Raw genomic sequence first — 21,963 nt, forward strand, 5'->3', positions numbered from 1 at the left:
CGCCGGCCCCGGCCGCGCTTCTACTAGGAATCGGACCTCGAATGCCACGATTGTGACCTTGCGGGCCGCGGCGGCTCGGGATCGCCGGGGCGGGCGAGACGGAGCGGAGGCGTCGGCGGGCGAGTGCGCCAGCGGGCGGATGCGTCGGCGGGCGAGTGCGTCGGCGGGCGAGTGCGTCAGCGGGCGGATGCGTCGGCGAGCGAGTGCGTCGGCGGGCGAGTGTGCGACGGCTAGCAGGCGAGTGCGCCAGCGGGCTGGTCAGCCGCGGAACAGCTTGCGGTATTCCGTCGGCGTCATGCCTTCATGCTCCTGGAACCGTTTATTGAAATAGCTCGCGCTCGGATAGCCGGCCTCGAGCGCGATCTCGCCGATATTGGCCTCGCGCCGCTCCAGCAGCCGCTGCTTGGCGCGCTGCAGGCGGGCCCGCGTGACGAACTCGCTCGGCGTCATGTCCAGCGCCCCCTTGAACAGCCGGCAGAAATAGTGGGTGCTGACGCCGGCGCGCTCCGCCCACTCCTGCAGCACGAACGGCTTCGCCGCCTCCTCCTCGAGCCGCGGCAGCAAGGACAGGATGCGCTCCTCCGCGGGACTGGCGGACGGCGAGCCGAGCGGCACCGCCTGCTGCACGAATTCCGCCAGCACGCCGTAGGCGAGCGTCGAGAGCAGCGCGGGCCGCGTCATGCTGCTCGCCTCCGCCTCCTCGAGCAGCGCCTGATGCGCCTCGATCCAGCCGGCCGGCTGGCGGAGCTTCCAGAGCAGGTTCTGGTGGAAGCCGCGCTCGACCATGAAGTCCCGCAGCCGGCCGCCGTAGAAGTGGATCCAGCGCACCTCCCACGGATCGTCCTTGCTGCTGCCGTACTGCTGGGCCGCGTGCGGAAAGTACAGCACCGCCTGCCCCTGCGTCAGCTCCTGCTGGCCGGATTCCGTCCGCACGTACCCTTTGCCGGAGACGACGATGTGGATGCTGAAATTGTTCAACGCTCCGGCGTCCCGCATCACCTCATGCTCCGGGTAGTCGCAGTAGACTCCGACCGATTCCGGCAGGATGAAATAGGGCTGCTCCGGTAGCGTGAGCAGATGCGTCTGTCGCTGCATGTTCGACCTCCATCGCAATATCGTGTTAACTCGTATCATATATTTTCATTTTTAAAAAGTAAATCATCAGGTACAATCACAATATCGTATTAGCTACCTTAAAGGAGGCGTTGTTCATGACCCAATCAGCCAAGCTGCGCTGGGGCGTGCTCGGAGCCGCAGGCATCGCGCGAGGCTCTGTCATCCCCGGCCTGCTCCGTTCGCAGCTCAACGAAGTGAAAGCCCTTGCAAGCCGCGACCGGGACAAAGCCCGGCGGACGGCCGACGAATTCGGCATCGAAGCGGCGTACGGCAGCTATGAGGAGCTGCTGTCCGACGATTCGATCGAGGCGGTATACATCCCGCTGCCCAATCATCTGCACCGCGAATGGACGATCCGCGCCCTCGAGGCCGGCAAGCATGTGCTTTGCGAAAAGCCGCTCGCGCTGACCGCCGCCGAGGCGGAGGAAATGGCGCTCGCGGCGCAGAAGGCCGGCCGCCAGCTGGCCGAGGCGTTCATGTACCGGCATCATCCGCGCTACGCGATGATCCGCGAGGTCATCGCCTCCGGCGAGATCGGCGATCTTCGCAGCCTGCATGGGACGTTCACGTTCAACAGCTCCGGCAGCTCCGGCAACGTGCGCTTTGTCAAGGAATGGGGAGGCGGCGGGCTCTACGATGTCGGCTGCTATCCGATCTCCGTCGCGCGGATGCTGATCGGCGCCGAGCCGGAGGCGGTCACGGCGCGCGCGCTGTTCTCGCCCGAGCACGGCGGCGTCGACATGATGGCGAGCGGGCTGCTGGAGTTCCCCGGCGGCCTCGGCGTCACGTTCGACTGCGGCATGTGGGGCGCATTCCGCAACAAGCTCGAGGTGCTGGGCACGGACGGCATCCTGGAGGTGCCGTCCGCGTTCATGGCCGGCTTGGAAGGCGAGACCGGCTTTTATGTGACGACGGGCAGCGGCCGGCGCTATGTCGACGTGCCGCAGGTCGACCACTTCTCGCTCGAAGCCGACGACTTCGCCCGCACGGTGCTGCACGGCGAGCCGCAGCGCTTCCCGCCGCAGGATGCGGTCGCGGGCATGCGCGTGCTGGAGGCATGCCTCCGCTCCGCGGAGCAGCGCGTCCGCATCGAGCTGCCGTCCTGCGGAGCCGGCTCGGCCGAGGCTGCCGCGGCTGGCGCTCTCGAATCGAAAGGAGTCGAATGATCATGAAGACGATCTCGGTCAAAGGTGTCGCCAAGCCGATCAGCGTGCTGATGAAGGGCTCGGATTATTTTACGAACGATAGCTACGAGCGCGCGGCGGCCAATCTCGACGCCTTCCTCGCCGCCGGCGGCAACGCCATCGATACGGCGCATATCTATTGCGGCGGGCAGAGCGAGACGGTCATCGGCCGCTATATGGAGGAGCGCGGCAACCGCTCCGACATCGTGATCCTGACCAAAGGCTCCCATCATGACGAGTCCGGCCCGCGCGTGAACGCCGAGGCGATCCGCAGCGATCTGCTGACGAGCCTCGAGCGGCTGCGCACCGACCATATCGAGCTGTACGCGCTGCATCGCGACGATCACTCCGTGCCGGTCGGCGCCATCGTCGAAGCGCTCAACGAGCATATCGAGGCCGGCCGCATCGGCGCGATCGGCGGCTCCAACTGGACGTGGCAGCGGCTGCAGGAGGCCAACGACTACGCCGCCGCCCACGGCTTGACGGGCTTCGCCTTCAGCAGCCCGAACCTGAGCCTGGCCAAGGCAAAAGAGCCGTTCTGGGCCGGCTGCGTCTCCGCCGACGAGGAAACGCTGCGCTGGCATGAGCGCGAGCAGCTGCCGCTGTTCTCGTGGTCGTCGCAGGCGCGCGGCTTCTTCACCGGCCGCTTCGGACCGGAGGACACCAGCAACGCCGACCTCGTGCGCGTGTTCTACAGCGACGCCAACTGGGAGCGGCTGCGCCGCGCAGGCGAGCTCGCCGCGGAGAAGGGCGTCAGCACGATCCAGATCGCGCTCGCCTACGTGCTGAACCAGCCGTTCCCGACCTGCGCCCTGATCGGCGCGCAGAACCCGGGCGAGCTGAGCTCCTGCCGCGACGGAGTCGAGATCGCGCTCTCTCCGGCCGAGCTCGCTTGGCTCGACCTGCAGGCGGAGACGCGCTAAGCAAAAACGACCCGCCTGGCGCGAAAACGCCGGGCGGGTCGTTTTTTTCGGACTCCATCATAGGCCGCCGTGCTGCAGGCTTGGATGCAGCTTTCGGCACCTCGCGCGGCTGCCCGCGCGAGGTGTGACGATGCGTGATGGCTGTCAACCTAATGCCCTGTCCGATTCCGGGAGCTGCGCTGACCCTCCAGCCTCTCCCGTTCCTCCAGCCTCTCCACCAGCCCCTCCACCATCTCTAACGATACGGACAGACTCTATTTGCTCCAAAAGAGGCTCGCAAAAAATGTAACGATACTCAGCGAGCTTATGGCTTCAAAAATGAGCTTCTGCCATGCCAGAAAGGCCGAATAGCGCTCGTCCGTATCGTTGGGTTGCAAAAACGAGTCCGATTCGACAAAATAAGGCTCCTCCGTTTCGTTGGGTCGCCGTCCGTTCGCAAAGCAGAACACGCCTTGCCTAAGGCCGCACCGATTTCCGGCCTGGCCCAAACAGCCGCAGCGCCGCTCCGGCGGCCATCGCGCCGAGCACGCCGCCCGCCGTATTGAGGATCAGGTCGTCCACGTCGAACGTGCCGATGCCGAGCAGCGCCTGGGCGCATTCCAGCGCAAGGCTGGCCGCGAAGCTGATCGCCGCCGCGCCGAGCAGCCGGAGCGGCGAGCGGCGCAGCGCGAGCGTCAGCAGCATGCCGAACGGAATGAAAATCAGGATATTGCCGAACAGATTCAGCCGTCCGATCGAGCTCCCTCCGTCCCAGTCGCTGCGAATCTGCCCGAACGGCTCCAGATTTCCGCGGCGGATCCGCCCCAGGATAAGTCCCGGGTCGCTCAAGGACTGCCTCAGCTGCTCGGCGAGAAAGCCGATGTCGCCGGTGCCGAGCTTGAACAGGATGACCTTGACGAGCACCCAGCCATACCCGAGCAGCAGGACGGAGACAGCCAGCGTAAGCAGGCGCCCGACAATCGGAGCCTGTCTTTTCGTCGCCGCCGCACGCCTGGCCGTTCCGCTCGTCCGCCGCAGCGATTCGTTCGTCCGACTCGCCATCTCGCTTGTCCTCCTTGCCGTCTCGTTTGTCATCCCGCTCCGCCTTTGTTCCGCCAAGTCGTGACGATGATGCCGCCGGCATTGTCCCCGGACAGCTCCGCCAAGCTTCCAGCCGCGACGGCAACCGCTCCGCCGGGACTCGCTTTCTGCCAGGAGATGGCGTACGTCTTGCCGAGCGACTTGAAGCGGAGCTTCTTTTCCTCCCGAAGCAGCGCGATGTATTCCTCCAGCACGAGGCCCCGCTCCTGCATGATTCCGCTATGCGGCAAGCCGACGTAGCGGAAATGCCACGGCTCGTACTGGATGCCCGTCACCTCGGTCTTGTCCTCGGGATACCGCAGGACGAAGCCGTAGCGCCAAGCATGCTCCCGCATCCAGCTGCCCTCCTCCGTCGACTCCATCCGGCCGAACACCGAGCCGACGTCGAGCGCCAGGCCGGTGTTGTGCTCGCTGTGCCCTGCCGGCAAGGCATAGTCCGGCCCTTGCTCGCGGTACAGCCGCTCCTGCTCCTTGGCAGAGCGGTAGGCGCTGTTGACGACGAGCCCGTCCACGCCGTCCTTGCGAGCCGCCGCGACCAGCTCCGCGAACCGACCGGCCGCCTCGCGCGACAGCTGGGCGTCCTGTTCTCCTTCCGCCAGGCGAAGCTCGCCCGGCTGCTTGGACAGGGTGACGAGATCAAGCCGGGCGCCGTCCGGCTGCAGGCCGTGATCGCGGTTGACGAGCATCAGATTGCCGGAAAAAGCCTGCTCCAGTCCCGCCTCCAGCCGTTCTCCGGCCGCATTGGCTGCATTGGCCGCATCGCTCGCCCCGGCCGCTTTGCCGCCGTCCGCATCGCTCGCGCTGTCCGCCTTGCTCGCGCCGCTTGCGCCGCTCGCCCCGTCCCCTGTATCACCTCCGGGCGTCCTCCCGGCCGCATCCCCGCCAGCCGTCTGCGCCTGCCCCGCGCTCCCGCCTCCATGCTCTTCCCCTGCGCCGATGGCTGCGGCCATCCGCTCCGCCATGCCGCAGCCGGGCAGTCCGCCCGCCAGCACGGCCGCGAGTCCCGCCGCGATTCCGATCGTCCGCCATCGTCTGTTGTCCATGCCGCTCTCCGCCTTCCTCTTGTCCGATAGGCTCTATGCTAGAGCAAGAACCTAAAGACAACCGGCGGGCAAACCTAAATTTTTTCTAAAATCGGCTTCGCAGATGCAGATGCCCCGTCCCGCGGCAGCCGCACCTCGAAAACCGTCCGCACGATGTCGCTGCGCGCCGCAATCGTCCCGCCGTGGCGCTCGACGATGTTCTGCGCGATGAACAGGCCGATGCCGGTGCCGCCGATGCCGCTCTGCCGCGACTTGTCGCCGGTGTAGAACATGTCGAACAAATGCGGCAGCTCCTCCGGCTCGATGCGGCTGCCGTAGTTGACGATCTGCGCGACCGCCTCGTCCCCCTCCGCGAAGCAGCGGAAGTCCACATAACGTCCGTCCCCGCCGTAGCGGGCGGCGTTGACGGCGAGGTTCTCGAATACGCGGGCGAGCAGGTCGCCGTCCGCCTGGACAAGCAGCGGCGGCTCCAGCTCCAGCCGGGCTTCGAGTCCGTTTTTTTCAAACAGCGGCTGCATCTCCTCGCTCAGCTGCGACAGCAGCTCCGCCAGATCCAGCTCCGCGCGCTCCAGCGGGAGCTGGCCATGCTGCAGGCGCGTCACCTCGAACAGCTCGTCGATGAGCCGCTCGAGCCGCTGCGCCTTGCTCGCCGCGATGCCGAGATAATGGCGCGTCTGCTCCGGCGTCAAGCCGTCGTCCTTGAGCACATAGTCGAGGTAGCCGACGACCGAGGTGAGCGGCGTCCGCAAGTCATGGGCCAGGTTGAGCACGAGCTGGTCCTTGCTGCTCTCGGCGAAGTCGCCTCTGCGCACCGCTTGCCGGAGCTTGTCTCCCGCTTGCCCCAGATCCTCGGCGATCGATTGGAACTCGTCGCCCGAGCGGATCTCGACGCGGCGCTCGAAGTCGCCCTCCGCGAGCGCGCGGATGCCGCCCGAGATCTGCTGGAAGTAGCGCGCGTAAGGCGAGGACAGCGCATAGAAGAACAGCACGGCGAGCGGGATGAAGAACAGCAGGAAAAAGTTGAAGTCGCCGACGTGCCGGATGAGCTGGCGCAGGCGGACGACCGACTCGTCCTCGAACCGCACGCTCGAGGTGTAGTAGGCTTGAAGCAGCTTGTACGCGATGTACGTCGCCAGCCCGGCAAGGCCCATGCTGAGCGCGAGCAGCACGATCATGCGCGAGCGGAAGCTGCGGAAGGACCTAGGCATGGAACTTGTACCCCACTCCCCATACCGTCTTGATCCACTTGTCCTTGTCGGAACCGAGCTTGCGCCGCAGCGAGCGGATATGGACCATCACCGTGTTCGTGCCTTCGTAGTAGTCTTCCTTCCACACCTGCCGGAAAAGCTGCTCGCCGCTGAACACCTGCCCCGGATGGCGCGCCAGCGCGTAGAGCAGATCGAACTCCTTGGGCGTCAGCTCCAGCTCGCGCCCGTACAGCCGCACGCTGCGGCTCGCCGGGTCGAGGATGAGGCCCGCCGCCTCGACGCGCCCGCTGTCCTCGACCCTCGGCTGGGCGAGCAGCGCCGAGCGCCTCAGCTGGGCTTTCACCCGCGCGACCAGCTCCAGCGGATTGAACGGCTTCGTCATGTAGTCGTCCGCGCCGATGACGAGCCCCGAGATCTTGTCGAAGTCCGACGTGCGCGCGCTCAGCATGAGGATCGGCAGCGCATGCGCCGAGCGGATGCGGCGCGTCGCCTCGAGCCCGTCGATGCCGGGCATCATGAGATCCATCACCGCCAGGTCGATGCCCCCGAGCTCGACCGCCTGGATCGCCTCGAGGCCGTCCTTCGCCTTTACGATGCGGAAGCCTTCCTTCTGCAGATGCAGCTCGATCAGATCCGCGATCTCGGCCTCGTCCTCCGCGATCAGGATCGTCGCTTGTCCCTCCATCGTCGTCACCGCCTTTCCTACTGTTCTACCAGAAATGAGCGCGAAAGAAAAACGAAGCCCCCGCGCAGGCAAGCCGAATGGCTCGCCTGTACGGGGGCTTTGGATGCGGCAGGGCTGGGGAAAGGGCTTCGTGGCGCAGCTCCACCCCAGCGCCGACAAGGGAGCTTCTTCCCTTGTTCACGCGGGTTCCACAGGCGGCTTCGCCAGCCTCCGCCTTACGGCGTCGGCATGCCGCCGTTGGCGTTCAGCGTCTCGCCGACGACGTAGCTCGCCTCCTGGCTCGCCAGGAACACGTAGGCCGCGGCCATCTCCGCCGGCTGGCCGGGACGGCCGAGCGGCGTCTTGGCGCCGAACTCCGGCAGCACCTGCTGCGGCTGGCCGCCGCTGATCTGCAGCGGCGTCCAGACCGGCCCCGGCGCGACGACGTTCACGCGGATGCCCTTCGGCGCGACCTGCTGGGCAAGCGCCTTGCTGAACGTATTGATGGCGCTTTTTGTCGTGGCGTAGTCCAGCAGAATCTCCGACGGCGAGTAAGCCTGGATCGACGACGTGTTGATGATCGCGCCGCCGGCCGGCATGTGGCGGATGGCCGCCTTGCACAGCCAGAACAGCGCGTAGACGTTCGTCTTGAACGTCGCGTCGAACTGCTCGGTCGTCAGGTCGGCGATGTCCTCGACGTACTGCTGCATGCCCGCCACGTTGGCGAGGATGTCGATGCCGCCGAGCTCCTTGACCGCCGACTCGATGAGCGACTCGCAGAACGCCTCGTCCTTGAGGTCGCCCGGGATGGCGACCGCCTTGCGGCCGGCCTGCTCGATCTGCTGCACGACCTCCTTGGCGTCGGCCTCCTCCTCGGGCAAATACGTCAGCACGACGTCGGCGCCCTCGCGGGCGTAGGCGATCGCAACGGCGCGGCCGATGCCGCTGTCCGCGCCCGTCACGACGGCCTTGCGGCCAGCGAGCCGTCCGGAGCCCTTGTAGCTGCCGGAGCCGTCATCCGGCTTCGGATCCATTTTCGTTTCCAGTCCCGGAGGAGCCTGCTCCTGCTTGTATTCCGGTCCGGCCTTCGGGTACTGCGTCGTCGGGTCCTGCATGCGGTTCGGGTCGCTCATCATGCGATCTCTCCTTTATCGAGGGGCTTGCGGCCGGTTCAACCCGGCCTGTTCCTCCTTGTTATACCCCTCGGGAGCGAAAATGAACGCCGTCTCGCCTGAAAAACCGTTCGGTCTACCAGTTGTTGCCGGAGCCGCTCGCCGTGAAGCTCGGCGAGTCGTTCACGAACTTGCCGGACGGCGCGCCGTTCACCGCATTGTTCGTAAAGGTCGAGCTGCCCGTCGCGGAGCCGCGCACGTAGAAGCCGTGCGTGCCGGCATTCGTGATCGTGTTGGAGCTGTACGTCACCGAGATGCCCGGCGCGGGTTCTTCGATGAAGACGCCGGCGTACGTGCTGTCCTCGATCGTATTGCCGGCTACCGATACGGTCAGGCTTTGCGCCTTGCCGTTGTTGTTCAGCCAGTACGCCCAGATCGCGCCGATGCCGTAGCCGTAGTCCTTGTGCAGGGAGCCGGCGCGCACGAGGCGGTTGTTCTGGACGGTCAGCGTGCCGGTCATCGACGGCGGATTGAAGTTCGTTCCGAAGCTGATGCCCGACCCGTTGACGACAGTGTCTTCCAAAAGGTTGCTCAGCACCTTGTTGTCCTTGCCGCCGTAGATGGCGATGTTGTTCGCGAGCGTCGGAATCTGCACCGTGTTGAAGCTGAACGTATTGTTCGTGTTCAGGTAGGTGTCGGACCACATCGCCAGCCCGTCGTCTCCGCTCGTGCGCACCGAGTTGTTCGTCACGGTCGTGTTCGACGTGCCGTAGTGGAGGTTGACGCCGTCCGCCCAGACGTGGCGGATGCGGGAGTTCGAGAACGTCGCGCCGCTCGTCTGGTTCGTAAGCCAGAGGCCGACCTTGGCATGGGTGATCCACAGGTTCGTGATCGTGGAGTTCGTTCCGTTGCCTTCGACCGCCGTCACGCCGTTGTAGTCGTCGCGGATGCGGTCGTCCGGCGCGATCTTGAAGTCGGAGATCGTCACGTTGCCGCCGCGCAGGTACAGTCCGGCATACGCGCCGTTGATCTCGGAATGCCAGATGCCCGCGCCGCGCATGGAGACGCCGCTGTCGAGGTACAGGCGGGTGCCGGTGCCGTTGTAGCCGGCGCCCTTCGTGCCGCTGCCGATCGTGAACGAGCCCGCCGGAATCCAGACGCCCTTGAGCGTGCCGCCGGAGTTTTTGACCGCCGCGATCGCGCTGTTGAACGCCGCCGTATCGTCGCCGCCGCCATTCGCCGTCGCGCCGTAGTCCGTCACGGAGACATAGTTCGCCGGCTTGGAAAGGGCGGCGGGAACCGCCTCCGTCTCGACGAGGTCCACCGTGACGTAGGACGTCTGCCCGAAATTCAAGTTGCTGGCGTCGCGCTGCAGCTTGAGGACGGTGCCGGCCGGGTAGCTCTGGTCGAGCTTGAAGCTGACCTCGTCGTACATGTGATGAGGCGTCGTCGGCTGCGCGCTCGGGTTGTTGGACCAGCGGATCTCGCCGCCCTCGGTATTGTAAGATCCGTAGATCCAGCTGTACTTGGACGTCAGCGGCACCTGCTGCTTGAGCGTGCCGTTCACGTACAGGCTGATGCCTGCGTCGATGCCGGTGCCGGCGGCGTTGTCCGGGATCGAGTAGCGCACCGTCACGCCCTGCGCCGCCTTGGCCAGCGTCAGCTGCACGTACTGGCCGGCGCCGGTCAGGCGCACCGCCCTGCGGCCGGATGCCTCGGAGGCCGGATCGCCGAACGTGCGGGACGGACCGATGGCCGTTCCGTTGTGGGTCAGGCTTTCCGCCTGATAGGTGTCGTACGGCATCGTCGCCCCGAAGGAGCCGGACGGCGTAGGCGTCGGGGTCGGAGTGGCCGTAGGGGTCGGGGTTGGCGTGGCGGTTGGCGTGGCCGTCGGCGTGGCAGTCGGCGTGGCGGTCGGAGTCGGTGTCGCCCCGGCCTGGCCATACACCTCGAGCTCGGCGGCCTGGCCGCCCGTCGCTCCGCTGTTGGCGGTGAAGCTCAGGCGGACGTACCGGGCGGACGAGGCGGAAAAGGAAATCGCCGCTTCGTTGCCCGTCGCCGGATCGAACGTGTAGCTGGCCGACGCCTTCAGCGTCGAGTAGGACGTATTGTTCGCGCTGCCGAGCACGGCCAGCGTCTGCGAGCGGGTTCCCCAGCCGGAAGGCAGCTTGACCTTTACGCTGGAGATGCTCTGCGCGCTGCCCAGGTCGACGGTCAGCGTATTCGGGTAGGTGCCGGCAGCGCCTTCATAATACGAAGAGACATTTCCGTCCACCGCGTTCGAAGCCGGGAAGCCGCCGACGCTGCTGCTGGCCGTGGCGGCTTTGCCCAGCGCCAGGTTGGCGCCGAGCGACGCCTCGAGCGCCAAATGGTCGAGATTGACGTTGCCGCTGTCGGCCGCGTCGAACTTGTACTGGATCGTGTTCGAGCCTGCGTTCAGCGACACCGTCTCGCTGGCGGCGGCCCAGCTGTCCCAGTTGGCCGTGGCGGGCAGCGGCAGCTGCTTCAGCTTGGAGCCGTTGACGTACAGGCTGAGCGTCTGGGACGAGCCGGTGCCGTTGGCGTAGCGAAGCGCGGCGGAGTAGCTGCCGGCAGCGGCGGCGCTGACCGTGAAGGTCGTGGCGGCGCTGCCCTTGTTCGCGTCGGTATACCCGCCGACAAAGCCGCTGCCGGTATAGCCGGCATGGTCGCTGGCGACGGACGCGCCGCCGGCTCGGGCGGCGGACTCCGCTTCGTAGATCGTTGGCGCGGCGGACGCTTGCGGCGCAGCCGCGACGAGCTGCACGGCCAGGACGGCGGCGGCGAGGACAGCAGCGCATCGCTGCATCCATGGAGATCGATTCATTCTTGTTCCTCCTTAAAAGTAGGCTGATCGCCTTTCGGCATCATCCGCGGACCGTTTCGGGCGGTCCGGATGATCGGATCCTGGTTTGCGCCTCTCTCCCCTTTCATGCCGAGATGCGGGCTCCGAAAAAGCTCGCCCCTTTGTCGAAAGCGCTTTCTACGAGTCCATTATCTCGACAACCGGATGCGGATACTACCATTCTGGTGACCTGTACGGACATTTTGAGCAGATTTTCGCTGCCATTCGTGCGCGATCCGATCCGCATTTCACCGCTCCATCGGGCTGTAACCCGAACTGCCGAGTTACTCGGTTTTTCCGCGCATCTCCGACCGTTCGGCCCTCCACTCGCCCGAGCTGCTCGGTTTTTCCGCGCATCTCCGACCGTTCGCCTCTCCACTGACCCGAGTTGCTCGGTTTTTCCGCGCATCTCCGACCGTTCGGCCCTCCACTGACCCGAGTTACTCGGTTTTTCCGCGCATCTCCGACCGTTCGGCCCTCCACTCGCCCGAGTTACTCGGTTTTTCCGCGCATCTCCGACCGTCCGACCCTCCACTTGCCCGAGCTGCTCGGTTTTTCCGCGCATCTCCGACCGTTCGGCCCTCCACTTGCCCGAGTAACTCGGTTTTTCCGCGCATCTCCGACTGTTCGGCTCTCCGCTCGCCCGAGTTGCTCCGCCCCGCATCCCGACTAACTCGATTTTCTCGACTTAATGGCTCGACTGCGCACCACTGGCTGACATCCTGGCTCGCAAACGTATCGCACAAAGGCGACTGCCGTCCCCCATGTTCCTTGGACCGGCTGCTTCGGCTCGTCGTTCCGGAGACAAAAACAAAAAAGCCGCCCGCATGCCGATGGATCGGCAAAACGGACGGCCAGAGCTTCCTAGGTGCGGTCAAATAGAGTTACGGCCGCAGCTGCTCCAGAAGGCGGAGCAGAAGCATCGCGGCCTCGGCGCGCGTCACGTCTGCCTCCGGATGGAACTTGCCGTCCGGAGCGCCGAGCAGCAAGCCGCGAGCGGCCAGCTCGCGTACCGCGTCCGCCGCCCAAGGGCGGATCGAGGCGGCATCTGCAAACGCAGGCGCCGAGGACGCTGCCGCTCCGGCAATGGAACTTCCGGCAGTCCCCTCTGCTTGCGCGTCGCCGCCTGCCTCCAGGCCGGCGCTCGCAGCGGCCTCGGAAGCGGCGGCCCCGCTCGCTGCCGAAACGCCCGCGAACGCCAGAATGCGCGCGGCGAGCACCGCCAGCTCCTGCCGGCTGAGCGCGTCATCCGGACGGAAGCGTCCGTCGGCATCGCCTTGCACGATGCCGGCTGCCTGCACGGCGGCCAGCGCCGCCGCGGCATTCGGGCGCTTGCCGGCGTCGCTCCATGCTGCCGGAACGGCAGGCAGCGCCTCCAGCTCGAACGCGCGGGCCAGAAGCAGCGCGATTTCCGCGCGAGTCACGCGGCGCGAAGGCTCGAACGAGCCTCCCGGCACGCCGGAAGCGATGCCTTTGGCCGAAAGCGCATGAATCGCCCCTGCCGCCCAGTGGCCGGCCGCCACGTCGCGGAACGCTTGAGCGGGCAGCTGCGCGACCGCGAAGCTGCCGGAGCTCAGCGTGCGCACGACGACAAGGCTGCCGGATGCGTCCGGCGCTGCGAACGCCGGCGCGGTACGCAGCTTGCCTCCGGTCGAGCCGGCGACGAGCGCGGCCGTCCGGGCCGCATCCAGCCGTTCCGCCAGACGGAGCTGCAAGGAAACGTAGCCCAGCGAGCCGTCCGGCAGCGGCAGCGTCTTGCCGCCGGCGATCAGCTCGGCGCTCCAGCTGGCGGCGACGGCTCCCGTCACGCCGCCGCGCTGCGCTGCCGCTGCCGCAAGCTGCGCCTTCGCCGACGCCGGAGCGTCGCCGAGCGCAAGCCGCAGCGCTGCCGCCTTATCGCCCGCCGCGACAAGCCCGGCGAGCCCGGCCGCTTGGCGAGCCGACAGCTCCACCGCCCGGCCAGCCGCTTCCAGCCGCAGCAGGACGCCCGGCTCGGATGCCAAGCTCTGCAGCGCGGCGAGCGGCACAAGCGCGGCCAATCGGCCGTCCTCCGCGCGGTAAGCCTGCAGCCGCACGGAACGCTGTCCCGTGCGGACCGCTTCCTCCACGAGCTGTTCGTTGGCGGCGAGAGAAGCGTCTGCATCCTCGGCAAGCGCTGCTGCCGGAGAGGCTGTCGGCGAAGCCGTCGGGGCGGCGCTGGACGAAGGAGCCGGACTAGCTGACGGCGACGGTGTCGCCGACGGACCGCCCGGCTCTCCCGGTCCTCCCGGCTCACCCGGTTCTCCCGGTTCACCCGGCTCCCCCGGTTCTCCCGGTTCTCCCGGCCAGACCAGCCCTTCTCCCGTCGCCGCGCCGTCGGACGGCAGCGCCGCCGCCGCTGGCGCGCCCGGCGTCTCGGTCAGCTCGACCGTCGCGCCGCCGGCCCGGAACCGGCTGCCGAGCAGCGCTCCGCGCTGCTCCAGCCCTTCGAGCAACACACGGCCGGCCACGCCCGGTCCGGCATGCACGCCCCAGGTGCCGGAGCCGGCCAGCACCAGATTGCGGATCGTGATCTCGCCTCCGGCCGCGCCCATCGGCTGATTGCCGCTGACGTACAGGCCGGAGTACGTGCTGTCCAGCACATTGTTGTCGAAGAGGTCGATGTTCGCCTCGATCGGCAGGCTGTCCGTGAACAGCCAGATGCCGCCGAAGTCCTGCTTCCAGTTGGCCTCGCGCCCGCCGGTGCGGATCAGCGTGTTGCGCTCGACGACCGTGCGCCCGCCGAAAGGCACCGGATTGAAGCGCGTCGACAAGGCGATGCCAGCGCCGAATCCGACCGTATCGCTCAGCACGTTGTCCTGCACCTTGTTGTCCGAGCCGCCGAACACCGCGATGTTGTCCGCGAGCCACGGCAGCTGCACCGTGTTGTAGCGGACCGTGTTGCCGGACACGCGGGCGTCGTCCGCGCTCACGCCTTCCGGCCGCGCCGACCAGAGCGCGATCGAGTCGTCGCCGCTGTTGCGGACGTGGATCTGCTCGGCCATCGAGTTCCGCGTGCCGGTCGAGAAGTTGATGCCGTCCGCGTACGTATTGCGGATGCGCAAGCCCGCCGCGTACAGCCCGTCCGTGACAACGCCGCCGTCCTCGTCGTCGCTGCGCACCGACCAGATGCCGGCTTTGGCATGCTCGACCCATACCTGCTGGATCGTCGAGCCTCGCCCGAACGTGCCGTCGAACGCCGCCTCGCGCAGCTCGTCATGCCGAGCCGTCACGCCGACGTCAATCATGAGGTCGTACACGGAAATGCCGCCGCCGACGCCCATGAAGCCTGCGCCCTGCAGCTTGGAATGCCACATGCCCGCGCCGCGGATCGCGATGTCCCGCAGCTCGATCGGCCCTTGCCGCAGCTCGAACGTGCCGGCCGGAATCCATACGCCCTCTCCGGCCCTGCGGGCATCCTCGATCGCGGCCCGAAGCGCCTCGGAGTCGTCCTGGCCGTCATTCGGCGCGGCGCCGTAATCGACGATCGACCGGTAGCCGTCCGGCCGGGCATAGGCCGCCGGAGCCAGCTCCAGGTCCGCGCTGTCGATGACGACGTACCCGGCTCCGCTGTCGCCGCCGAACTGCAGGCGCAGCAGCGAGCCCGCCGGCAGCGTGCGGCCGAACCGTAGCTGCGACTCGTCGTAGAACCGGTGCGGATCGCCGTCCTCCGGCTCGTTGGACCAAGGATAGCTGCCATACACCCAGCTATGCTTGCTGGACAAGCCGATCCGGCCCGCATCCTCGCCGTCGACCGTCACGCTCAGCGCCGCGTCCAGCCCCGCCCCGTCGGCGCTGTCGGGCAGGACGTACCGCAGCGTCATCGCGCTGGCCGGCTCGTCCAGCCGGAACTCCACGAACTGGCCCGGCGCGTCCAGCAGGACCGCGCGGCGGCCCGAAGCCTCGGAGGCGAACGTCATGAACGCCCGGTCCGGCCCGACGGCCGTGCCGTTTGTCGCCGCATGCTCGGCTTCATAGGTCAAAAAAGGCAGCGTCGCTCCGCGATAAGCGCGGCTGGTCGCGCCCTTCACCGTCAGCCGGTCGACGAGCAGCCCGCCGGCAGCCCCGTCCGGGAAGCTCAGCTCGACCGAGTTGGACCCTTCGCGCAGCGGCAGCGCGAGGGAGAGGTCCGTCCAGCCTGCGGCGCCGTCCAGCGCCAGCCGTCCCTGCGGCAGGCCGTTGACGGCAACGTCCGCTGCCCCCGAACCGCCCTCGGCCGCGACTCGAAACGCCGTCTCGTAGTCGCCGGCCGCGCCGGCCGCCACCGCCACGATGAGGCGGCTGCCCGCCTGCCCGATTCCGGCCGCATAGCCCGAGCCGCTATATCCGTCCCGCTGCGACGACGCCGCCGCGCCGCCGCTCATGAAGCCGTTCTCGGCCTCGTAGCGGATGTCGCCGGGCAGCTCCTCGAGCGTCCACAGGATGCTCTCCGGCGCCGCCCCCGTCTCGGCGGACGCCTCCAGGCGCAGCCCTCCGCCGGACAGCGCCAGCGCCTGTCCCGGCCGAGCCGCGCTGTGCAGCATGATCCTGCCGCCGCGCGTCTCAAGCCGCCACTGCGCAGGCTCCGCCGCCGCTTCCGACGCTTCCACGGAGCGGATCTGGCCATCGGCGCCGACGGCCAGATAACGGCCGCCCGCGCCTCGCAGGCGCTGCCTGCCGTTGAAATCCTCCAGCCGCCACAGCGCGGCTGCTCCCGCGTCGCGGCCCGCAAGCGCCGATACGGCGCCATCGCTTGCCATGCCTGCATACCGATCCGCGCCGTTCCTCAGCCGGTAGACGCCTCCATGCGGCGCGGCCGGCGTCGAGCCGTCGCCGATCGCGGCGTCCTCCTCCGGCACGAAGCCGTCCAGCGGCGCGGCTTCCAGCCGCCACTGCACCCGGGCCTTGTCCACCGAGCGCAGGCCGAGCTGGGCATACCCCTGGCCGTCCTCGATATGCACGTATTCGTCGGAGCGGCCCGGCGACAGGCTGCGCAGCAGCGCCGTGCCGTCCGCCGGCCCGCGCTCCAGCGCCCAGCCGGAGCCGGAGCCGGTCCCGGCCGAGCCGGATTCGTCCGCCGCCGCTGCCGTCAAATAAGCCTTGCCCGCGCTCCAGCGAAGCCAGCCGCCCGTGGCCCGGTTCTGCAGCTGCCAGCCGCCGTCCTCCGCAGGAGCGGGCAGCCAGTGGGAGCGCTCGTCGCCCGGCTCCGCCGAGCCGTACAGCACCGCGCCGCTGCCGCCAGCCAGCAGAGCCTCGCCGCCGCTTTGGCCGATCAGCCGCACATAGCCGTCCGGCAGCTCGAGCGGCGGCTGCGGCTGCGGCTCTCCGCCTTCCGCGAACGTCTCGAAGCGCCATTTCGGACTGCCCCAGTTCGGATCGATCGGGTTGTACTCCGCCGTCTTGAGCTGATGCTCGACGTTCAGGTAGCCCGATGCGGACTCCGGACGCGCGTCCGCCGCGCTGCGGATGAGCCGCAGCCCCTTCGTGTCCTTCACGATCCATTCCGCAAGCAGGGAGCCGTCCGTCCGCTCCGCCACCCGCACCGGCTCGCGCGAGTCCGGCTTGACGCCTTCCAGCGTCATGTAATGTCCGGTCGCCCGGTTGCGGATCGTCTGGACGCCCTCCTTGCCCGGCATGTCCTCGACGAGCCACATCGCGGCCTCATCCGCCGCCGCGGCGTTGCCGTAGGCGAGCTTGCCGTCCTGCTCGAACAGATACAGCTCCAGATAATCGTTCTTGATGCGCACATAAGGCGACAGCTCCGCGTCCGGAGCCGGCTCCTTGACCGTCCACTCGGCAAAGGCGGCCTGCTCCGCTCCGATCGCGCCCGCGCGGGCCGTGCCGTCTCCTGCGACCGCATGCAGCTTGAGCTCCGGCTCTCCCCATGCGGCGAAGCCGGCCTTGGTCCCCGCTCCGAGCTCGTCGCGGGCCGGCGTCAGGCTCCAGCGGACCGAATCGCCCGCTGCGCCCGCAGCCGCGAGCGCGAGCGGCGCGCCTGCGGCCGCGCGGCTCATATACCGGCCGTCGGCGACGTTCCGCAGCCGCACCGCCATGCCGTCGTCCTCGATCGCCCAATGCGACGACGGGTCCTGATAATCCGCCGCGAGCGAAGCGACGGCCCCGTCCCGGGCGGCCAGATACAGCCCCGAGCCGCCATCCTGCAGCCGCATGGCCGGCGCGTCCGTCGCCGCTTCCAGCCGCCAGCTCGAGCTGCCCCAGCCGGGCTGCGCCCAGTCGCTGATCTGCAAAAAGCCGGTCTGCTGCTGCACATGCAGAATGTACGCCGGATGCTCCGCGCTGCGGAGCGTAAGCTTGCCGCCGGCCTGAGTCTCGACGAGCAGGTCGCCCGCCGAGCTGCCCTCCGGCAGCTCGGCCGCTTTCGCCGGCGCGTTCAGCGCGTCGCCGTCGTTGCCGAGGCGGTTCAGCACATGGCCGGTCGCCCGGTTGACGAGCCGCTCGCTGCCCGGCGTCGCGCCGGGCACGCGGAGCCAATGCGAGGCCGGGTCGTTCGCAGCCGGCGTTCCGTATTCGACCTGGCCGTTCTTTTCATACAGAGCCATGCCCTTCCAATCGTCCACCAGCCGCACCGGCTCGGCGTCCAGCGCGCGCTCCAGATGCCACACGGCAGAGCCCCAGGACGGCTGCGCCCAGTCGCTGGCGTTGGCGAAGCCGGTCAGCATCTGGATGTTCAGCACCTGGCCCGGCGCTCCCGGCACGGAGACGTTCACCGCGTCCGCTCCGTAACCGCCGCCGGCTGCCGATACGGTCCAGGCCGCCGCCGCGTCTTCGCGGGCCGCGAGCGCCACGCCCAGCGCATCGAGCGGATTCGGCGCGCCTTCCTTCGTCACCGCATGGCCGGTCGCCCGGTTGACGAGCCTTTTCGCTCCCCCCGGCCCTTCCTCCACGCTCCACTGGGCCGAACGGTCGGCGATCGCCGGGAATCCGTACCGCAGCTTCCCTTCCGCTTCATACAGGTAGTAGCCCTTCCATTCGTTCTTGAGCCGCACATACACAGACTCCCCGACCGTCGCTGCCGTCCCCGCGCCAGCGCTTGCGCCCGGCTCCTCCGCCGCAGCCGCCGACAGCGGCGGCAGCAGCAGGATCAGGCTGAGCAGCGCGGCCAGCAGCCGGCTGAAGCTTTTCCCCATCTGTCGTTCCCCCTCATGAGTCGTCCTTTCGTCTAAGCGCTTTCAGTTTAAGAAAAGACGGACCGGCCCTCTACCACAAACAGGACCTCCAAGAGCAAGATCGTGACCTAATGCGCAGGCCCAGGCCGCCGCGGAACGCAAAAAAGCCTCCCGCACGTATGTGCAGGAGGAGACAGAAAGGTTATGCTGCGGCCCGGAGCCCTCATCCGCGCCCACTCTCACATAAGCGCTCTGGGAAGGAGGCCGAGCGGACCGCAGCGCCGCGGATTTTGTCCTTGGCTCCGCCTAGTATAGCGCATCGGGCGGCTGGGCGCCTTATGAACCGGCAGGCAGCGGAGGGAAATGCTGCATGGAGAAAATGTAAGCGTTGCCCAAAAGGCAAACTTGCACATTGGGCAATAATTAAAGTACGATGAAAACAGCTATTTTCAGTCCGCTTATTCCAAGGAGGTGATTCGACATGCGCCCGCACAGCCTGCGCGATCTTAAAAAAGAAGCGACCGCCCACGCCCTGGCCAAGGCGGCGTTCGAGCTTGCGCTCGAAAAAGGGCTGGACGGCTTCGTCGTCGAGGACGTCGTGCAGCGGGCCGGCTATTCGCGGCGGACGTTCGCGAACTACTTCTCGTGCAAGGAAGAGGCGGTCGCGATGATCGCCATGACGTTCGACGGCAACGTCGACGAAGACCAGGAGCTGCATATCGATCTCGCGGAGCGGCTCTCGCCGCTCGACGTGCTGCATCGCTGGCTGCAGGCCCGCTTCACGGCCGACCTGCTGGGAAAGGTGCGCGAGCTGTTCACGCTCTCGCGCCGCCATCCCACGCTGGAGCCGTTCATCCTGAGCGTGCTCAAGCGGCTGCAGGCCGGCGCGGAGGAGGAGCTGCGGCGCTACTCCGCGGACGGCCGCGACATCGTCTACACCCATCTGCTCGCCGGAGCCGTATTCGGCGCGGTGCTGCCGATTCTCGACGGCACCCTCAAGGTGCGGCTGCCCGGCGATCCGGAAGACCGCGCGCCGGACGCGATTCCGTTCGAGCAGCATCTGGAGACGACGTTCGGCTATCTGAAAAGCGGCTTCTGACCGCCCTGCCCCAGCCCGCGCGGCGCTTCGCCGCCCGCTCGCCTCATCCCCCATCAAAGGAGAATGCATCCCATCATGTCCAAGCTCTTCTACAAGCTCGGCAAGACCGCCTTCGACAAGCCATGGGCGTTCATCGCCGCCTGGGTCGTCATCCTCGGCGCCGTCGTCGCCCTGATCGCATCCAATGGCGTGAGCGTCAGCTCCGAAATGAAGATCGAAGGCACCGAATCGCAAAAAGTGCTCGACAAGCTCCAGCAGGAGCTGCCGCAGGCAGCCGGAGATCAAGGCAGCGTCGTATTCACCGCGCCCGACGGCGAGCGGCTCGACACGCCGGAGCGCCAGCAGGCGATCCTCGCCGCCATCGCCGACATCTACAAGCAGGAGTACGTCATCAACCCCGCCGATCTGGCGGCGGCCGCCGGCGCGCAGGCGCAGCAAGGCGCTCAAGGCGCGGCTCAGGGCGGCCAGGATGCCGCCGCAGGCCAAGGCGCCCAGGACCAGGCAGCAGGCGCCGCCCAAGGCCAGGATGCCGCAGGCGCGGCGGCGGCGATGCCGTACGGCCCGCTGATCGTCGACGGCCAGCCCGTTCCCGGCGCGCTGATCGCCTCCGACGGCAGCGTCGCGCTGTTCCAGTTCCAATTCACGGTGCAAAAGACATCCGTCCCGACGGACGTGCTGAACGACATCATCGCCAGCGTCGAAAAAGCCGAGAGCGGCACCGGCATCACCTCGCTGCCGAGCGACTCGCTGCTCATGCCGGAAATTCCGATCGGCGCCAACGAAGTGTACGGCCTCGTCGTCGCCGTCCTCGCGCTGCTCGTCACGCTCGGCTCGCTCGTCGCCGCGGGCCTGCCGATCCTGACCGCGCTGATCGGCGTCGGCATCGGCGTCGGCGGCGCGTACTCGATCTCGAGCTTCGTGCCGATGACGTCGTTCACGCCGATCCTCGCCCTCATGGTCGGCCTCGCGGTCGGCATCGACTACGCGCTGTTCATCGTCAACCGCCAGCGCCGCCTCATCCTCGACCAAGGGCTGACGGCGCGCGAAGCGGCCGGACGCGCCGTCGGCACGGCGGGCAGCGCCGTGTTCTTCGCCGGCCTGACCGTCATCATCTCGCTCTGCGGCCTGCTCGTCATCGGCATCGCCTTCCTGAGCACGATGGCGCTCGTCGCCTCCGTCACGGTGTTCATCAGCGTGCTCGTCGCGCTGTCGCTGCTGCCTGCGCTGCTCGGGCTCGTCGGCGAGCGCATCTGCTCGGCCAAGGCGCGCGAGAAAAGCCGCAAGGCCGGGGGAACGCAGAAGCACGGCTTCGCCCATAGCTGGGTCCGCTTCATCATCCGCTTCCGCTGGCTCGCCATCCTCGTCGTCATCGTCGCGCTCGGCGCGGCCGCCTTGCCGGTCCGCGACATGCAGATGGGCATCCCGTCCGGCGCGACCGCCAACCTCGACTCCGGCCAGCGCCAGAGCTACGACGCGATCGCCAAAGGCTTCGGCGAAGGCTACAACGGCCCGCTGCTGCTCGTGGCCGAGCCGCGCGAAGCCGGCGGCGCGATCGCTCCGGAAGCGCTCGGCAAGCTGGCCGCCGAGCTGCAGCAGGTGAAGGACGTCTCGATCGTCACGCCGATGGGCCTCTCCGAAGGCGGCAAGATGGCGATCCTGAGCGTCATTCCGAAGTCCGGCCCGACCGACGAGGCGACCAAGACGCTCGTCGAGTCGCTGCGCGACCAGGACTCCGCCCTGTCCGCGGGCAACGGCGTGACGATCGGCGTCACCGGCTTCACGGCGATCAACATCGACATGTCGGCCCGACTGGCCGAAGTATTCCCGCTCTACATCGGCATCATCGTGCTGCTGTCGCTGATCATCCTGCTGCTCGTCTTCCGCTCGATCCTCGTGCCGATCAAGGCGACGGTCGGCTTCCTGCTGAGCGTGCTCGCCACGTTCGGCATCACGACCGCCATCTTCCAATGGGGCTGGATGAAGGACCTGCTCGGCTTCGATACGGGCGGCCCGATCATGAGCTTCATCCCGATCCTCGTCACCGGCATCCTGTACGGCCTCGCGATGGATTACCAGGTATTCCTCGTCTCCTCGATGCGCGAGTCGTACGTCCACGGCCATCGCGGACGCGACAGCGTCGTGCACGGCTACGAGCAGGCGAGCCGCGTCGTCGTTGCGGCGGCGGTCATCATGGTGTCCGTGTTCGCCGGCTTCATCTTCACGCATGACATCATGATCAAGCAGATCGGCTTCGCGCTGGCGCTCGGCATCCTGCTCGACGCCTTCCTCATCCGCATGACGCTCGTGCCCGCCGTCATGGCGCTGTTCGGCGACAAGGCGTGGAGCCTGCCGCGCTGGCTCGACCGCATCCTGCCGAACCTCGACGTCGAGGGCGACAAGCTGATCGCCGAGCTGAACGCGGCCGGCGGCGAGCGCGAGCAGGTCGCGAAGGTCGCTTCCGCGCGGAAGCCGTAAAGCGGACCGCAAGCGTTCCGATTCAAAAGGCACACCAAGCGTTCCATTTTAAAAGGCATACGCAAGCGCTCC

The 21,963-nt window shown here is 67.6% G+C and carries 12 protein-coding genes; 4 read left to right on the forward strand and 8 right to left on the reverse strand.

The features are described from left to right. Nucleotides 1–258: 258 nt before the first annotated feature. Nucleotides 259–1,095: an AraC family transcriptional regulator gene (locus tag GE073_RS16360; RefSeq protein WP_028597119.1), complete on the reverse strand. Its 837-nt coding sequence runs from the start codon at nt 1,093–1,095 to the stop codon at nt 259–261. 116 nt (nt 1,096–1,211) lie between these two features. Between GE073_RS16360 and GE073_RS16365 the strand changes: the two genes are divergently transcribed. Then, a complete protein-coding gene (locus GE073_RS16365; protein WP_084136467.1) occupies nt 1,212–2,282 on the forward strand; it encodes a Gfo/Idh/MocA family protein in 1,071 nt (356 codons plus the stop codon). A 2-nt stretch (nt 2,283–2,284) separates the two neighbouring features. Next, nucleotides 2,285–3,223 carry an aldo/keto reductase gene (locus GE073_RS16370; protein WP_028597120.1) on the forward strand — a complete coding sequence of 313 codons (939 nt, stop codon included), beginning with the start codon at nt 2,285–2,287 and terminating at the stop codon, nt 3,221–3,223. A 456-nt stretch (nt 3,224–3,679) separates the two neighbouring features. Here the strand turns inward: GE073_RS16370 and GE073_RS16375 are convergent, their stop codons facing one another. From GE073_RS16375 to GE073_RS16405, 7 genes are all read right to left on the reverse strand, one after another. Continuing rightward, nucleotides 3,680–4,264, reverse strand: a complete 585-nt coding sequence (locus tag GE073_RS16375; RefSeq protein ID WP_052332864.1) for a VanZ family protein — start codon at nt 4,262–4,264, stop codon at nt 3,680–3,682. Between the two features lie 29 nt (nt 4,265–4,293). Next, the gene (locus tag GE073_RS16380) at nt 4,294–5,346 is read right to left on the reverse strand and encodes a M15 family metallopeptidase (protein ID WP_052332865.1); all 1,053 of its coding nucleotides are present in this window, start codon (nt 5,344–5,346) and stop codon (nt 4,294–4,296) included. A gap of 74 nt (nt 5,347–5,420) precedes the next feature. Continuing rightward, nucleotides 5,421–6,554 carry a sensor histidine kinase gene (locus tag GE073_RS16385; RefSeq protein WP_052332866.1) on the reverse strand — a complete coding sequence of 378 codons (1,134 nt, stop codon included), beginning with the start codon at nt 6,552–6,554 and terminating at the stop codon, nt 5,421–5,423. Then, nucleotides 6,547–7,239 carry a response regulator transcription factor gene (locus tag GE073_RS16390; protein WP_101807802.1) on the reverse strand — a complete coding sequence of 231 codons (693 nt, stop codon included), beginning with the start codon at nt 7,237–7,239 and terminating at the stop codon, nt 6,547–6,549. Before GE073_RS16390 ends, GE073_RS16385 begins: the two co-directional genes overlap by 8 nt. A gap of 215 nt (nt 7,240–7,454) precedes the next feature. Then, nucleotides 7,455–8,351, reverse strand: a complete 897-nt coding sequence (locus GE073_RS16395) for a glucose 1-dehydrogenase (RefSeq protein ID WP_028597122.1) — start codon at nt 8,349–8,351, stop codon at nt 7,455–7,457. Between the two features lie 115 nt (nt 8,352–8,466). Next, nucleotides 8,467–11,175, reverse strand: coding sequence for a discoidin domain-containing protein (locus tag GE073_RS16400; protein ID WP_153783858.1), 2,709 nt, complete (start codon nt 11,173–11,175; stop codon nt 8,467–8,469). A 902-nt stretch (nt 11,176–12,077) separates the two neighbouring features. Further along, a complete protein-coding gene (locus GE073_RS16405) occupies nt 12,078–18,338 on the reverse strand; it encodes an S-layer homology domain-containing protein (RefSeq protein ID WP_153783859.1) in 6,261 nt (2,086 codons plus the stop codon). A 460-nt stretch (nt 18,339–18,798) separates the two neighbouring features. On the opposite strand from GE073_RS16405, the gene GE073_RS16410 reads away from it, so the two are divergent. Together GE073_RS16410 and GE073_RS16415 are read left to right on the forward strand one after the other, a co-directional pair. Next, nucleotides 18,799–19,416, forward strand: a complete 618-nt coding sequence (locus tag GE073_RS16410) for a TetR/AcrR family transcriptional regulator (RefSeq protein WP_028597124.1) — start codon at nt 18,799–18,801, stop codon at nt 19,414–19,416. A 75-nt stretch (nt 19,417–19,491) separates the two neighbouring features. Next, nucleotides 19,492–21,891, forward strand: a complete 2,400-nt coding sequence (locus GE073_RS16415; protein ID WP_153783860.1) for an MMPL family transporter — start codon at nt 19,492–19,494, stop codon at nt 21,889–21,891. Nucleotides 21,892–21,963: the final 72 nt, after the last annotated feature.

Origin of the sequence: Paenibacillus sp. B01, assembly GCF_009649995.1 — a bacterium.
Classification (GTDB): Bacteria; Bacillota; Bacilli; order Paenibacillales; family Paenibacillaceae; genus Paenibacillus_O; species Paenibacillus_O pasadenensis.

What these genes read in the sequence shown, in the direction of transcription:
- GE073_RS16360 (WP_028597119.1), bottom strand. Translation starts at nt 1,095, where the DNA reads ATGCAGCGACAGACGCATCTGCTCACGCTACCGGAGCAGCCCTATTTC.
- GE073_RS16365 (WP_084136467.1), top strand. Translation starts at nt 1,212, where the DNA reads ATGACCCAATCAGCCAAGCTGCGCTGGGGCGTGCTCGGAGCCGCAGGC.
- GE073_RS16370 (WP_028597120.1), top strand. Translation starts at nt 2,285, where the DNA reads ATGAAGACGATCTCGGTCAAAGGTGTCGCCAAGCCGATCAGCGTGCTG.
- GE073_RS16375 (WP_052332864.1), bottom strand. Translation starts at nt 4,264, where the DNA reads ATGGCGAGTCGGACGAACGAATCGCTGCGGCGGACGAGCGGAACGGCC.
- GE073_RS16380 (WP_052332865.1), bottom strand. Translation starts at nt 5,346, where the DNA reads ATGGACAACAGACGATGGCGGACGATCGGAATCGCGGCGGGACTCGCG.
- GE073_RS16385 (WP_052332866.1), bottom strand. Translation starts at nt 6,554, where the DNA reads ATGCCTAGGTCCTTCCGCAGCTTCCGCTCGCGCATGATCGTGCTGCTC.
- GE073_RS16390 (WP_101807802.1), bottom strand. Translation starts at nt 7,239, where the DNA reads ATGGAGGGACAAGCGACGATCCTGATCGCGGAGGACGAGGCCGAGATC.
- GE073_RS16395 (WP_028597122.1), bottom strand. Translation starts at nt 8,351, where the DNA reads ATGAGCGACCCGAACCGCATGCAGGACCCGACGACGCAGTACCCGAAG.
- GE073_RS16400 (WP_153783858.1), bottom strand. Translation starts at nt 11,175, where the DNA reads ATGAATCGATCTCCATGGATGCAGCGATGCGCTGCTGTCCTCGCCGCC.
- GE073_RS16405 (WP_153783859.1), bottom strand. Translation starts at nt 18,338, where the DNA reads ATGGGGAAAAGCTTCAGCCGGCTGCTGGCCGCGCTGCTCAGCCTGATC.
- GE073_RS16410 (WP_028597124.1), top strand. Translation starts at nt 18,799, where the DNA reads ATGCGCCCGCACAGCCTGCGCGATCTTAAAAAAGAAGCGACCGCCCAC.
- GE073_RS16415 (WP_153783860.1), top strand. Translation starts at nt 19,492, where the DNA reads ATGTCCAAGCTCTTCTACAAGCTCGGCAAGACCGCCTTCGACAAGCCA.